Source organism: Pseudomonas sp. Z2-11, from assembly GCF_054161305.1.
Genome location: NZ_CP096395.1, coordinates 2,022,536 through 2,036,836, shown reverse-complemented (window position 1 = coordinate 2,036,836; position 14,301 = coordinate 2,022,536). Strand labels below are relative to the sequence as shown.

The 14,301-nt window shown below is 62.1% G+C and carries 11 protein-coding genes; 6 read left to right on the top strand and 5 right to left on the bottom strand.

Annotated features, from left to right (window positions below):
* Positions 1-2: 2 nt before the first annotated feature.
* The 5 genes from M1E16_RS09175 to M1E16_RS09155 form a co-directional block, all read right to left on the bottom strand.
* On the bottom strand, positions 3-1,472 hold the full coding sequence (locus M1E16_RS09175) for an efflux transporter outer membrane subunit (RefSeq protein WP_458129697.1): 1,470 nt from the start codon (positions 1,470-1,472) through the stop codon (positions 3-5).
* A complete protein-coding gene (locus tag M1E16_RS09170; protein ID WP_305495695.1) occupies positions 1,469-1,942 on the bottom strand; it encodes a MarR family winged helix-turn-helix transcriptional regulator in 474 nt (157 codons plus the stop codon). Before M1E16_RS09170 ends, M1E16_RS09175 begins: the two co-directional genes overlap by 4 nt.
* 225 nt (positions 1,943-2,167) lie before the next feature.
* Positions 2,168-5,842: a translocation/assembly module TamB domain-containing protein gene (locus tag M1E16_RS09165; protein WP_458129696.1), complete on the bottom strand. Its 3,675-nt coding sequence runs from the start codon at positions 5,840-5,842 to the stop codon at positions 2,168-2,170.
* Entirely contained in the window at positions 5,839-7,566 is a 1,728-nt protein-coding gene (locus M1E16_RS09160) for an autotransporter assembly complex protein TamA (protein ID WP_458129695.1), read from the bottom strand. The genes M1E16_RS09165 and M1E16_RS09160 overlap by 4 nt, the downstream gene beginning before the upstream one ends.
* Before the next feature lie 65 nt (positions 7,567-7,631).
* Positions 7,632-8,276, bottom strand: coding sequence for a GNAT family N-acetyltransferase (locus M1E16_RS09155; RefSeq protein ID WP_434569098.1), 645 nt, complete (start codon positions 8,274-8,276; stop codon positions 7,632-7,634).
* A gap of 177 nt (positions 8,277-8,453) precedes the next feature.
* Between M1E16_RS09155 and xthA the strand changes: the two genes are divergently transcribed.
* The 6 genes from xthA (at position 8,454) to M1E16_RS09125 (ending at position 14,083) form a co-directional block, all read left to right on the top strand.
* Positions 8,454-9,266, top strand: a complete 813-nt coding sequence (xthA, locus tag M1E16_RS09150) for an exodeoxyribonuclease III (RefSeq protein WP_434603567.1) — start codon at positions 8,454-8,456, stop codon at positions 9,264-9,266.
* A 215-nt stretch (positions 9,267-9,481) separates the two neighbouring features.
* Entirely contained in the window at positions 9,482-10,816 is a 1,335-nt protein-coding gene (locus tag M1E16_RS09145; protein WP_434624818.1) for a substrate-binding domain-containing protein, read from the top strand.
* 254 nt (positions 10,817-11,070) lie between these two features.
* Positions 11,071-11,946, top strand: coding sequence for an RHS repeat-associated core domain-containing protein (locus M1E16_RS09140; RefSeq protein ID WP_458129694.1), 876 nt, complete (start codon positions 11,071-11,073; stop codon positions 11,944-11,946).
* 428 nt (positions 11,947-12,374) lie between these two features.
* Entirely contained in the window at positions 12,375-12,653 is a 279-nt protein-coding gene (locus tag M1E16_RS09135) for a DUF6124 family protein (RefSeq protein ID WP_305495705.1), read from the top strand.
* Positions 12,654-13,062: 409 nt separating this feature from the next.
* Positions 13,063-13,341 carry a DUF6124 family protein gene (locus M1E16_RS09130; protein ID WP_458129693.1) on the top strand — a complete coding sequence of 93 codons (279 nt, stop codon included), beginning with the start codon at positions 13,063-13,065 and terminating at the stop codon, positions 13,339-13,341.
* Positions 13,342-13,804: 463 nt separating this feature from the next.
* Complete coding sequence (locus tag M1E16_RS09125; RefSeq protein WP_458129692.1) at positions 13,805-14,083, top strand: DUF6124 family protein; 279 nt, start codon at positions 13,805-13,807, stop codon at positions 14,081-14,083.
* Positions 14,084-14,301 lie beyond the last annotated feature (218 nt).

The window sequence follows — 14,301 nt, the reverse complement described above, 5'->3', positions numbered from 1 at the left end:
AATCAGTGAGTCGGCGCGGTGGCGGCCGGAGTGGCCGAAGCGATGGTTTGGGTATCGAAACCACCGCCCAGGGCCTGCATCAGTTGGATCGACAGATCGATCTGCTCGGCATTGAGGGTCGCCAGTTGACGCTGGGCCTGGAGCAGTTGTTGCTCGATGCTCAACACGTCCAGGTAATTGCCGATGCCGGAACCGTAGCGCTGGACCACGGTGTCGTAGGAGTTCCGGGCGATATCCACCGCGTGTTGCTGGGCGCCGAGCTGCCGACCGATGTCGCGCAACTGGTTGATGGTGTCGCTGACGTCGCCAAGAGCCGCGACCAGGCTCTTGTTGTATTGCGCCACCGCCAGGTCGTAATCGGCGTCCCGGGCATCCAGGTCCGCCCGCAGGCGGCCGCCATCGAAGATCGGCAACGACACGGTCGGCGCCACGTTGAAGAAACGACTGGGCGCGCCGAACATCGCGTCACCCAGCAGCGATTGCACCCCCGCCGCCGCGCTCAGGTTGAGATTGGGGTAGAAGTTGGTCTTGCCGGCCTCGATGTTCTTGCTCGCCGCCTCGACCCGCCACCGCGCCGCGACCAGGTCGGGACGGCGACCGAGCAACTCGGCCGGCAGATTCGACGGCAGGGCCACCGCGCTGGCCTGCAGCACGTTGGGCCGGGCGATGTCGTTGCCCCGGTCGGGACCTTTGCCCAGCAGCACCGCCAAGGCGATCTTTGCGCTTTGCAGGCGTTTTTCCGCGTCGATCAGCGTCGCATCGGCGCTGGCTTCGAGGCTTTCGGTCTGCTGGAACTGGTATTCGCTGTCGATCCCGGCACCGAGACGGCGTTTGCCCAGGTCGAGCATCTGCCGCGTGCGCTTGAGGTCTTCATTGGCCAGATCATAAATGATGTGGGCCTGGCCCAGGTCGCTGTAGGCCCGGGCCACGTCGGCGGCGAGGGTCAGTTGCGCGGCCTGGCGATCGATCTCGGCGGCGCGGGCCTGGCCCAGGGCCGCTTCCCAGGCGGCACGTTGGCCGCCCCAGAGGTCGAAGTTGTAATTGAAATCCACGCTCAGCGAACGCAGGGTGCTATAGGCGCCGCCCTGCCCTTGCGGATCCTGGTCACGGGCCAGGCGCGAACGGCTGACGCTGCCGCTGGCGTCGAGGGTCGGCAGGCGCGCGGCATTCGCGGCATAGGCAGCGGCACTGGCCTGGTGCACCCGCGCGCTGGCGATCTGCATGTCCGGGCTGTCGCGCAGCGCTTCACGGATCAGACCGTCGAGTTGCGGGTCGCCAAGGCTTTTCCACCAGTCGTTTTTCGGCCACGCCGCGGGCGACAGTTTGACCCCGGTCAGCGATTGTCCAGCCTGCAGGCTCTTGGCCTCCAGGCTGACGCCCTCGGTCTTCAGGCCGCTGTAGCTGGCACAACCGGCGAGGCTCATGGCCAACAACACTAGGCTCAGGCGGGTACGCAAGGTTTGATATTTCATTTGGCCCCCAATCGCAGGACGGTGATGGGGTCACCGGCGGCGAGCAGTATTTTCTTGAGGATGTCTTCGAGGGTTTGCAGCTCCTCGCGGCTGATGGCGCCGGCCAGTTGATTCATGGCGTCGGCGCCGATGAACGGCAGGCGATCGGCGAGGGCCTGGCCGGCGTCGGTCAGCACCAGACGGACCTGGCGACGATCCTGTGCCGAGCGCTGGCGAACCAGAAAGCCCTTCTGCTCCAGGCGGTCGAGCATGCGGGTCATCGAGCCGCTGTCCAGCGACAGGTACCGGCACAGCTCGACCGGCGTATCGATGCCGTGCTGGGCCATGATGATCAACACCTTGAACTGCGCGGCGGTGATGCCGACAGGCTCCATGTGGGTGTCGATGATCCGGTCCTTGAGCGCCGCGGCGCGGCCAAGGAGCATGCCGAGATGGCAATTGTGGAATTCGTCCGGGGTGAAATGCTTCATCTGGGCTACCGTTAGCTGCCTAGGCAGTGAATGTATGTCGAGATGTTACTGCTTAGGCAGCAAATGTCAAACAAATAGTTAGTTAGCTATGCATAAACAACGGAAATGAGAAAACCATGTGGGAGCGAGCTTGCTCGCGATAGCGGTCTGTCAGCCTGCGAACAGGTTGAATGTGATACCGCTATCGCGAGCGAGCTCGCTCCCACAAGGGACCTGGGGGAAAGGTCAGAAATCGCGCTTGTAGAAGATATCCAGCGAGCTGGCGACGCCGCTGGCGGCTTCGAGGTAGACCTTCTTGCTCAGCTTGTAGCGCAGGGCAATGGTATTGGCCGGTTCGAATACTCCGACGCCGTAGCGCAGGCTGAGTTTTTCCGACAGGTTGCCGCTGGCGACCACGCTGGTTTCGTTGCCGCTGCCCTGGGTGTCGAGTTGGAAATCCTCGATTCCCAGGTTGTTGGCCAGGCTGGTGGTCACGCCGGAACTGCCCATCAAGCCCAGGCCCAGTGCGGCCTGGGCGAGCATGTTGTTATCTTCGCCAGTGGTACTCAGCGGCCGGCCCAGCACCAGGTAGGACAATGCCTGCTCCTGGCTCATGGCCGGTTCCGAGAAGATTTGCGTGGTGGGTTGCTCGGCGCTGCCGCTCAAGCGGATGCCGGCAATCACATCGTCGGTCTGGCGGATCGCTTCGATGTCCAGGTACGGCTGATCGATAGGCCCGGCGAACAACAAGCGCGCCCGGCGCACCGTCAACCGCTGCCCATAGGCCCGATAGCGGCCGTCGTTGAGCCAGAGTTCGCCGCGAGTGTCCATGTTATCGCCAATATGCACCTGCCCCTGGACGTTGGCGGTGAGCCCGAATCCCGAAAAGGCAAGCTTCTCCTGGCCGACGAGCACGTCGATGTCCATTGCCATGGCCATCGGTGCCTTGCCCTCTTCGGTCTGGTGGCCGACGATCACCGTGTCGTCCGAAACCTTGACGGTCGACGGCGGCAGTTCGCGAATGGTGATCTCGCCCTTCGGCACCAGGACCTTGCCGGCAATCGCCAGCCGCTCGCCCTGCAGCGTGATTTTCAAGTCCGGCGCCACGTCCAGCACCGCGTAGGGCTCGACGGTCACCGGCAGTTGCGAGCCCTTGAGAGCCAGGTCCATGGTCAGCGCCTCGCCCCAACCGATGTTCCCGGTCAGGCGGCCCTGCCCGCCCTTGCCGCTCTTCCAATCGCCATCCAGACGCACCGTTTCACCGGCGATCATCGCCCGCAGTTGCAAGGCTTCGAGGCTGACCGGCAGTTCCGGGCCGGACACTTCGCCATCGCTGAGCACCAGGTTGCCGTTGACCTGGGGCGCGAGCAGCCCGCCGGAAAGCGTGCCACTGCCGTTCAAGTGACCCGTGAGGGTTTCCACCATCGGCACGAACGGACGGGCGACGGACAGGTCCAGGCCACTCAGGCGGAACGAACCGCTCAGCGGCTTGCTTGCTGGCAACGGATTGATCCGCGCCTGGACCATCAGTTCGCCGAGCCTGGCGCCGACGAAATTCAGATCGGTATCGATGCGCGTGGGTGTCAGGCGGCTGTCGAGCGTCAGGGTCTGGTAGGGGAAGTCCAGCCACTGTTCTTTATCCCGAATCCGCAACGTGCCGCCGCTGGCATCCACCAGCACCCGGCCATTCGGGCCGCTGGCCGGCAGGTCCAGTTGCAGGTCGGCGTTGAGCCGGCCTCGCCAGGCAAAATCCTTGGGCATCCACTGGGCCAGGCTTTCGATGGGGAATTGCTTGAGGTGATAGCGCAGCTTCGGCTCCGGCATCAGCCGTTGGTCTTCGCCGCACAGGCTGGCCTGGCCGGAGCGACAGCAGTGGGCACCGAAGTTCAGCGTACCGTTGGCCAGCCGTTCCAGCTTCGCCGGCGCTTGCAGGCGCCAGTCCTGACCGCCGACCCGCAGGTCGCCACTGGCCAGGCGTCCACGCCAGCTGCCCTGATCCAGCGTGCCATCAAGGGCCAGGCTGGTTTTCAACTGGGGCCCTTGCAGGTCGACCTGCAGTTGCTGTTGCTTGATATCGCCCTGCCCGCTCAGCGTCAGGACGCCAAGGGAAGTTTCGCCGCTGCGGATACCGCTGGCCTTGAGATCGACTTTGCCCCGTTGCGCGCCGTCGAGCGTCGCGTCCAGGTTCAGGCTTTGCAGATGATTGTCCTGAAACGCCAGTTGCGCGCCTTGCAAGTCGAGCTTGCCTTGGGGGGCCTTGAGCGTGCCGGCCACGTCGACACGCCCGCTGACCTGACCGCGCAACTGCGGCCAGAGCTGGGCCAGGCGCGAGAGCTTGATGCCGATCTGGCCGGTCAGCTGCTGTTGCAGGCTGCCCGTACCGTTGATGCGGTTGTCGCCGAGGCGGATATCCAATGCGCCGAGGTTCCATTGCTCGCCGGCGCCGCTGGCCTTGGCCTGGAACAGCGCCGGCTGGCCGCGCAGCTTGCCCTTGAGGTCCACGTCCGCGTCGAGTTCCATGCGCTGGTTTTTCATCGAGCCTTTACTGCGCAACGGCCCAGCCAGCGTGCCGGGCAGTTCGGCGAGCCAGTACGCCGGGTTGACCGATGACAGTTGCAGCGCGGTGTCCCAGGCGATGCCGTCGGCAAATTGCAGGTCCAGGTGCCCTTCGGCCTTGCCCTGTCCGGCGGCAAGCTTGAGTTCAGGCAAGTGGATTTGCGTCAGGTTGCCGCTGAACGGGCTGTCCAGGCTGAACGCCCCGGCGGGGCCGTCCAGCGCCGCCTGGAAATTGCCCAGGTACTGGCCGTCGGTGTACGAGACTTCGCCGTTAAAACTGCGCAGCGTGACTTGCGGCTCGTCGATCAGCGGATAAAGGCGATGCCAGGGGAAATCCAGCCAGGCGACTTTTGCTTCGGCGTTCAGCCCTTCACGCCAATCCAGCTGTCCGGTGAGCTTGAGGGTCTGCTGGTTGCCGGCGTCGAGATCCAGCCCGGCGATTTGCGCGCCATTGGCGTCCACCTGGCCTTGCAGCAGCAACGCCACCGGCCCCTTCTCGGCGGGCAGTGTCGCCTTGCCGAGCAGTTGATAACCGTTCTTCAGGTCGCCTTCGCCGGTCAGTTCCAGTTGGTTGAGCAGCAGCGTGTCCGGCAGATCGGCGCTGGCCTTGAAGTCGTCGGCGGTGATGCGCACCTTGGCCGGCAGGTTATCCGCCAGCGGTTGCAGTTCGCCCGTCAGGCGGCCTTGCAGATAACCACTGCTGTCGGCCGTGAGATTGAGGGTCTTGAGCAGGTCGCCAGCGACTTTCAGGTCCAGCGCCCAAGGCGTCGCGCCCGGCGCTGGCAGGGTCAGCTGGCCCGTCGCGTCCAGCGGCCAGTCGCCGTGCGGTTGCAGCAGGCCGGATAATTTCAGGCTCAGTTCGTCGCGCTGCAACTGCACCGAGTCGATCTGCAAACCCTCGGCGGTCCAGTGCGCCACCAGTTGCAGCCCCTTGAGCTGCTCACTGCCGTTGAACGACAGGCTGCCCACCTGCACATCGCCCAGTTCGATCGCCAGCGGCAAGTCCAGGTCCGGCAGGCTGATCGGGCCGCTGCTCGGTTCATCGGCGGTGGCTGGCAACTGCACGGCGATGGTGTCGGCCTTGAGCTGTTCGATGCACAGGGTCATGCGCAGCAGGCACGCCGGCGACCAGGCGAAGTTCGGTCGCTCCAGCGCCACCCGGCGGGTATCTTGCTGCCACAGCACCCGATCGGCGCTCCACCGCCCGCCCAGCCGCCCCTGGAAATTCTCCACGCTCAGGCCCGGCACCAGGCCGAGAGCCCAACGGCTGCCAAAGGCCGTGCCCAACACCATGCTCAAGGCCAGGACGACCGTCAGCAGTAACCCGGCGAGCGCCAGGAGCGTTAATTTCAAACCGCGATTCACAACTCGGGCCCCATGGAAAAGTGCAGTCGAATGCCGCCGTCGTCGTCCATCGCATGGGCCAGGTCGAGACGGATCGGGCCGACCGGCGAGACCCAGCGCACGCCGACGCCGACGCCGGTCTTGAGGCTTGGCAGCTCAAGGCTGTTGAAGGAGTTGCCCTGGTCGACGAAGGTCGCAACGCGCCATTTCTCCGCGACCGAATATTGATACTCGACGCTGGCGGCCACCATGTAGCGGCCGCCGATACGATCGCCCTCGGAGTTCTCCGGCGACAGGCTCTGGTAGTCGTAGCCACGCACGCTCTGGTCGCCACCGGCGAAAAAGCGCAGGGACGGCGGGATCGACTTGTAGCCGTTGGTGGCGCTGCCGCCCACCTGGGCCCGGGCCAACAGGCGATGCTTGTCGAATACCGTGGTCAGGCCCTTGACCATGGCCGTGCCATACAAGAGGTTGTTGTCCGAACCCAACCCTTCCTTGGCGACCTTGGTATCGAATTGCAGGCGATAGCCGTTGTGCGGGTCGATGCGGTTGTCGCTGCGCAGGTACGAATAGCTGACGCCGGGCATCAGCAAGGTGCTCAGGCCCGAATCGTCGCCGAGGCGATATTCCTCGCGCTGCCACTTGAGCGACACCACTCGCTGCCAGCCGCTGGGCAGCTTGCTGTGCCACTCGGGGCCCACGGTCAGCAGTTTGCTGAGAGTGTCGGTGCCGGCCAGTTCTTCATATTGATAGCCGCCGGCGTAGCGCAGCTTGTCAGTCAGTGGCGGGTCGAGCGGCACGTCGTACCAGAGGCCGACGTTTTGCCGGGGCGCCGATATTTCCGCTTCCCAGCCATAGCTGTGGCCTTGGGGATTGACCCAGTGACGCGTCCAGTTGGCCTTGGCGCGCGGGCCGACGTCAGTGGAAAACCCCAGGCCCAGGCCCATGGTGCGCGGCTTGCGGGTGTCGAGCCTGACCGCCACCGGGATCACATTGTCGGTGGCCGCGGTGGGCGCCGCATCAACGCGCACGCCTTCGAAATAACCGCTCGACTGCAAGGCCTGGTTGAGTTCGGCAATCAATTCGGAATCGTAGGGCGCGCCAGCCTTGAACGGCACCATGCGCTGCAGCAGGTCCTCGTCGAACGGCGTATCGCCCTCGAAACTGACCGGTCCCAGGGCGTAACGCGGGCCGCTGTCGTAGATCAGCTCGACATCGGCAACGCCAGCCTTGGGATCAACGCGCAACGTCTGGCTGACAAACTTTCCGCTGAAAAAACCATAACGCGAGGCCTGGTTCTGGATCGTCCGCTTGGCGTCTTCATAGCGTCCGTGATTGAGCACCGCACCCGGTTTGAGACCGGCGTTGTCCGGCACCCGGAAACTCTTCAGCGAGGCCGCCGGGCCGTCGATGCGGATCGTGACATTGCGCAGGTGCACCGGCTCGCCGGGGTCGATGGTCAGGATCAGGCGCGGGTCCTTGCCAGCCTTGACCTCGCTGTCGATCTGCGGCTGGTAATAGCCGAGCGCCTGGGCCGCCTTGCGCGCCTGCTCCTCGGCGCCGCGACTGAAACGCAGCAGTGCCTCTTCGTCACGCTCACCGAGGCCACCGATATAGCCCTCTACATTGGCCTTGAGCTCGTCATTGGACGGTTTGACCCGTACATCCAATACACTTTGTGCCAGCGCGGCGCAGCTGAGGGACAGCAAGAGCGCGCCACTGGTCATTCGTCCTGGGAAATTCATGGCGCGGATGCTATCACGAGCTTGGGAGCCTGATAGAGCCGGACGCTTCGCAAAAGTTCGTCCGATTATGCCGTCGCGCTGTGTAAAACCTGCGGGTTGGCGTGAAAGAACACATGCTCGCGGACCGGTCCTACCGCGATTTCGCCGATTTCCTCATAACCCTGGCGTTTATAAAATTCCAGGTAGCGCGGGTTGCCGGTATCGAGCACGACGCCTTGGGAATGCTCGTCCACCGCGCACCAGTTATGGACTGCCTCAAGCAACTGCTCGCCGTAATGCTGGCCCTGGAACTGCGGATGAACCCCCAGCAGTGGCAGCACATGGACCGCGTCCGATGGCAGGCAGGCCAGCACCGCGGCGTGATATTCCAGATAACGCCGGGTGCAGCGAAACCCCGTGCTCAAGACCATGCGCAGGCGCCAGGCCCAGCTTTCGGTAATGCCCAGGCGCCGCTGCGGCGGGGCAATCAGGGCGATGCCAATCAGGCGGTCGTTGACCAACAGGCCGATCGCTGGCAGGTCCTGGAAGAAATGCTGCTTGACCAGTTCACGCACCGTCGCCCGCACCCGCTGTTCGTAACCGGGACGCTCGGATTCGAACAGGTAGCTGAAGGTCGGCTCATGGCGGTAGGCCTGGTACAGCAATGAACGCGCTTCGCGGGAATAGCCGCTGTCGAGCATGTGGATATCAGCGGTAATGGCGTCAGGCATGGTGGTGGATCTCCTGGGCGAGGCTCGGTGAGGCCCTGCTCTTATTGACTACGAACCCGTCAGGGCTGTGATCGTTCCTACATGCCAGAGGACATTAGCAGTGCATTTGTCCTACCGCCACGCTGGCTCCCTTCCGACATGTCAGCTAGCATCGCAGTTTTGCCAGGACAGCCGACCATGAAGATCGTCTCCTTCAACATCAACGGGCTGCGCGCCCGTCCCCATCAGTTGGCGGCACTGATCGACAAGCACCAGCCGGACGTCATCGGGTTGCAGGAAACCAAGGTTCACGACGAACAATTTCCCCTGGCCGAGGTGCAAGCCTTGGGTTATCACGTGCATTACCACGGACAGAAAGGCCATTACGGCGTCGCCCTGCTCTCGCGCCAGGCGCCGCTGACCCTGCACAAAGGTTTCGAGACTGACGACGAAGACGCCCAGCGGCGTTTCATCTGGGGCACCTTCGCCGATGCCAATGGCGTGCCGGTGACCATCATGAACGGCTATTTCCCCCAAGGTGAAAGCCGCGACCATCCGACCAAGTTCCCGGCCAAGCAGCGCTTCTACAGCGATTTGCAGCAACTGCTGGAAACCCGCTTCAGCAACGACCAGCCGGTGGTGGTGATGGGCGATGTGAACATTTCCCCGGAAGACTGCGACATCGGTATCGGCCCGGACAACATGAAGCGCTGGCTGAAGACCGGCAAATGCAGCTTCCTGCCGGAAGAACGCGAATGGATGGCGCGCCTGAAGAATTGGGGTCTGGTGGACAGCTTCCGTCACCTGAACCCGGACGTCAGTGACCGCTTCAGCTGGTTCGACTACCGCAGCCGCGGTTTCGAGGACGAGCCCAAGCGCGGCCTGCGCATCGATTTGATCCTCGCGTCCCAAGGCCTACTGCCACGGGTCAAGGACGCCGGCGTGGATTATGAATTGCGCGGCATGGAAAAACCCTCGGACCACGCGCCGATCTGGCTGGAACTGAGCTGAATACCAGCCTTCCATTTCGTCCCCTGTGGGAGCGAGCCTGCTCGCGAAGCGGTATTCCTGTCGCAATAATGGCGCCTGACCCAGCGCTTTCGCGAGCAGGCTCGCTCCCACATTCGACCGGGTCGGTCATACGCTCCGCGTCGCAACCCTGTCATCTTTCAGCAACCTGACTGACTTAATCTTCCGGCACCTCCCTGGTTCAAAAAGGTGCCGGCATGCGGCTGTGCGTTGTGTTTTTCATGAGCTTCTGGCTGCCGCTCATGGCATGGGCCGGCGCCTTGCCCGTTCCCGAACACGGCCCGGCCCTGCGCATCCAGGGCTCCAACACCATCGGCGCGGCACTGGGGCCGGCCCTGGTCAAGGGCCTGATGCAAGGCCAGGGGCTGCTCAGGGTCAGCAGCGAAATAACCGGCCGGGACAATGAGCAACGGATCGTTGGCTGGACCGCCGAAGGCAAACGCGTCCAGATCGACATCGCGGCCCACGGTTCCAGCACCGGATTCGCCGCTCTCAAGCAAGCCAGCGCTGATCTGGCAGCCTCTTCCCGACCGATCAAGGACGGTGAACTGAAGGACCTGTCGGCCCTCGGCGACTTGAAAAGCCCGATGGCCGAGCAGGTCATCGCCATCGACGGCCTGGCGATTATTCTGCATCCGCAAAACCCGTTGCGTCAGCTCGACACCGTGCAACTGGCGCGCATTTTCAGCGGTGAGGCAAAGACCTGGGAAGCGGTGGGCAGCGTCGGCGGGGCCATTCATTTATACGCGCGGGACGAACAGTCCGGCACCTACGATACCTTCAAGGAACTGGTACTCAACCGACAAGGAAAAAAGCTCGATCCTGCGGCCCAGCGCTTCGAATCCAGTGAGCAATTGTCCGATGCGGTCAGCCAGGATCCGCAAGGCATCGGCTTCATCGGCTTGCCCTATGTACGTCAGGCAAAACCCCTGGCGCTCGTTGACGGCGCCTCGCAGCCCATGTTGCCGCTGAACAACCTGATCGCCACCGAGGATTATCCCTTGTCCCGGCGCTTGTTCTTCTACTTGCCGCCAGCGCAAACCAACCCTTGGGCCGAAGCCCTGGTCGACTTCAGCCAAAGTGAACAAGGCCAGGCCATCGTCGCGGCCAACGGATTCATCGCCCAGACCATCCAGGCCATGTCCGTCACGCCCAACGCGCTGATGCCGGAGGGTTACCAGGCCTTGAGCCGCCATGCCCAGCGCCTGACCGTGAATTTCCGCTTCGAGGAAGGCAGCGCCAGCCTGGACAACAAGGCCCACCAAGACCTCGGCCGGGTACTCGACTATATAAGGCAACACGGAAAACTCGATCGGCGCGTGACCCTGGTGGGTTTTGGCGACCTCAAGGACGACCCGGCGCGAGCCGACCTGCTGTCCAAACTGCGCGCCATGGCGGTGCGGCGGGAATTGGTCAAATACGGCGTGACGTTGCGCGAGGTCCGCGGGTTCGGCGCACTGATGCCGGTGGCGGCCAACAATGAAGACGAAGGCCGGGTGCGCAATCGGCGGGTGGAGGTTTGGGTTTACTGAAACTCGGCCAGCACAATGCAATAAAGCCTGGCGGCGTGCCTGATTACGCCGGAACTACTGACAGTTCTGATAGTAGCCAAATGTCGAAGAATCGCTGAGCCTGAAGCCAACTTCACTTCGAGTAACGGCCAGTGCCTGACCCGTCTGCTGCAACCGTTTTGTGCCTGTACCACTACGACCCGTTGGATCGCTTGGGGCAAGTCACGCCTTATGAGAATCCGGGCGCTCTGCGGTTTTATAAAAAAGACCGACTGGTGACTGAATCTCAGGGGACGGGGCACATCAGTGTCGTACAGGACGGTGATCGTCTACTGGCGTTGCTTCTACACGAAGACCAAAAAATCAACGCCCGACTATTGGTCACAGATGAGCAACGCTCATTATTGAACAGTCTCGGCGCCGGATCGCCTCAACCGCCCGCCTTTGCACCCTATGGCTATCTTCCTCCGGAAAGATCCCGGGCGAACCTGCTCGGTTTCAAGGGTGAACGGCCTGATTTCGTGACCGGGCACTATCTGCTAGGCAATGGCTATAGAGCCTACAACCCTGTCTTGATGCGATTTAACAGCCCCGACAGTTGGAGCCCTTTCGGCAGGGGCGGCATAAATGCCTATGCGGCGTTCGACGGAGATCCGGTGAATAAAAATGACCCCGGCGGCCATTTTTCCTTTTATATGAGTGTGAAACTTACAAGCGCCTTGAGGAAATGGAAAAGCCGAGCGCTGTTCAAGTTGGAGCGAATGCCTGACGTACCGTTAAGAAACGTACTGGGTTACCTCAATGGTAACGACGTCAAATCCTTGGCCATGACGTCCTCAAAAATGTACAGCGACGTAAAGAACAGTCGCCTCCCCATGAAAAAAATATTGGGAAATACCGAGCCAGGGACAGTCGATCAGGCACAACGATTATCAGACATTTCCTTTGGCAAGAAGCAAGGCTATCTCCCCGCCCAGGTCATTGGAGACAGACACTATGCAGCCATCGCCAAGGGCCAGGAACTACCCGACGGGGAACTAAGAGACTTTCGCATCCATCGCGAACGGATCAGGAAGGAAGCCAGCAGAACAAGAAGAAAGGAGATATATGGCGAGGATGCAGCCAGCGACACCAGTGTCGACAGCGATTGAATTCCTGCAAGTCAGGCGAACCTCTCCAATCATTTTGACGGCTGCTGCGCAGCCGAGCGGGAGCAAGCTCCCTCGCCACGAAAAGCCTCGGGGTTTACCGCGTGGGCCTCTGTGTAGGACCGAACTCCCGCGTCTTGCGCCTTTGCCTACAACTACGCCAGAATCCGCCGGCTTGTGCGCCTTGGGGTTGGGCTTTACTGTTGTCTGGTCGTTGAAAAATCAGCGATCGGGTTTGGTAGCCCGGGCTTTCGGTGCATAGCGTCACCTCTTGTGAGTGCAATCATGCGCTTCGCTTTATGGTGGCCCTGCGCAGGGTCTCTCCGGAGACGCCGGCTTCCGATGCCCGGTCTACCAACCTTCGTATGGCCACCACCCTTCGTTTGGTAGCGAGAGGGTTACGGCTCCTTCAGACGCATCGGAGATTCACCATGTTCAAACCAACACCCAACCCACCGGACACCGATCCAGCCACCGCCGCTCCAAGAGAAACCGATCCCGGCCAACTCTTCACCGTCATCAACGGCATCGACACCGAATCCCTGCTCGCCAACCTCAGCGAAACCCTCGCCTCGGCCAACGCCATGGTCGGTTACCTGGCCTTCGACCTGGAAGATTCACGACGCCACATTGCCCTGGGCATCCAGCAACTGATCGAACTGGGCGCACTCCTGGCAAACCGCGCGCTGGACAACGTCGACCCACGCTAGCCAAGCACAACCCTGTTGTGGCGAGGGAGCTTGCTCCCTCGCCACGAAAAGCCTCGGGGTTTATTGGGTTGGCCTGCGTGTAGGACCGAACTCCCGCGTCTTGCGCCTTTGCCTACAACTACGCCAGAATCCGCCGGCTTGTGCGCCTTGGGGTTGGGCTTTACTGTGGCCCGGTCGTTGAAAGATCAGCGATCGGGTTTAGCGATCCGGCTCCAGACACAGAAGCTACAAGCCCAGTCTCGATTGCAGTTTTTTTCAAGTCTGCAATTTGCGTCATGGTGGCTGTGCGCGGGAGACCTTCTGGTCTACCCGGGGTTTCTGTGACCCGGATCGCTAACCTGCGTACAGCCGCCACCTTACTTGTTTAGCGATAGGTCGTGGCGGCTCAACCCGTTCACGGAGATTCACCATGTTCAAACCAACACCCAACCCACCGCACACTGATCCAGCCACCGCCGATCCAAGAGAAACCGATCCCGGTCAACTCTTCACCGTCATCAACGGCATCGACACCGAATCCCTGCTCGCCAACCTCAGCGAAACCCTCGCCTCGGCCAACGCCATGGTCGGTTACCTGGCCTTCGACCTGGAAGACTCACGACGCCATATTGCCTTGGGCATCCAGCAACTGATCGAACTGGGCGCACTCCTGGCAAACCGCGCGCTGGACAACGTCGACCTACGCTAGCCAAGCACAACCCTGTTGTGGCGAGGGAGCTTGCTCCCGCTGGACTGCGAAGCAGGCCCAGGTTTTTTGTTTCAACACAAAATCCTTGGGGCCGCTTCGCGGCCCAGCGGGAGCAAGCTCCCTCGCCACGAAAAGCCTCGGGGTTTATTGGGTTGGCCTGCGTGTAGGACCGAACCGCCGCGTCTTGCGCCTTTGCCTACAACTACGCCAGAATCCGCCGGCTTGTGCGCCTTGGGGTTGGGCTTTACTGTGGCCCGGTCGTTGAAAAATCAGCGATCGGGTTTGGTAGCCCGGGTAAAACTAAGGCGCACAGCTCCGGCATATTTGTAATGGCGGCTGTGCGTGGGGCGCCCTCGTGGCGCGCCGGGTTTGCCTTGGTACCCGGTCTACCAACCTGCGTATAGCCGCCACCTGATGTTTGGTAGCAGAAGGGTTGCGGCTCCAATTACCAAGGAGTTTCATCATGTTCAAAGCAACACCCAACCCACCGGACACCGATCCAGCCACCGCCGATCCAAGAGAAACCGATCCCGGTCAACTCTTCACCGTCATCAACGGCATCGACACCGAATCCCTGCTCGCCAACCTCAGCGAAACCCTCGCCTCGGCCAACGCCATGGTCGGTTACCTGGCCTTCGACCTGGAAGATTCACGACGCCACATTGCCCTGGGCATCCAGCAACTGATCGAACTGGGCGCACTCCTGGCAAACCGCGCGCTGGACAACGTCGACCCACGCTAGCCGCTTCAACACATCCCCTTGTGGGAGCGAGCTTGCTCGCGATAGCGGTAGGTCAGTCAACATCTGCTGGACAGACAGATCGCTATCGCGAGCAAGCTCGCTCCCACAGGGTTTCTAGGTGTTGATCCACCCCGTTTAGAAACAAAAAACCCGGGCCTGCTGCGCAGTCCAGCGGGAGCAAGCTCCCTCGCCACGAAAAGCCTTTCTTCCGCGGGCTG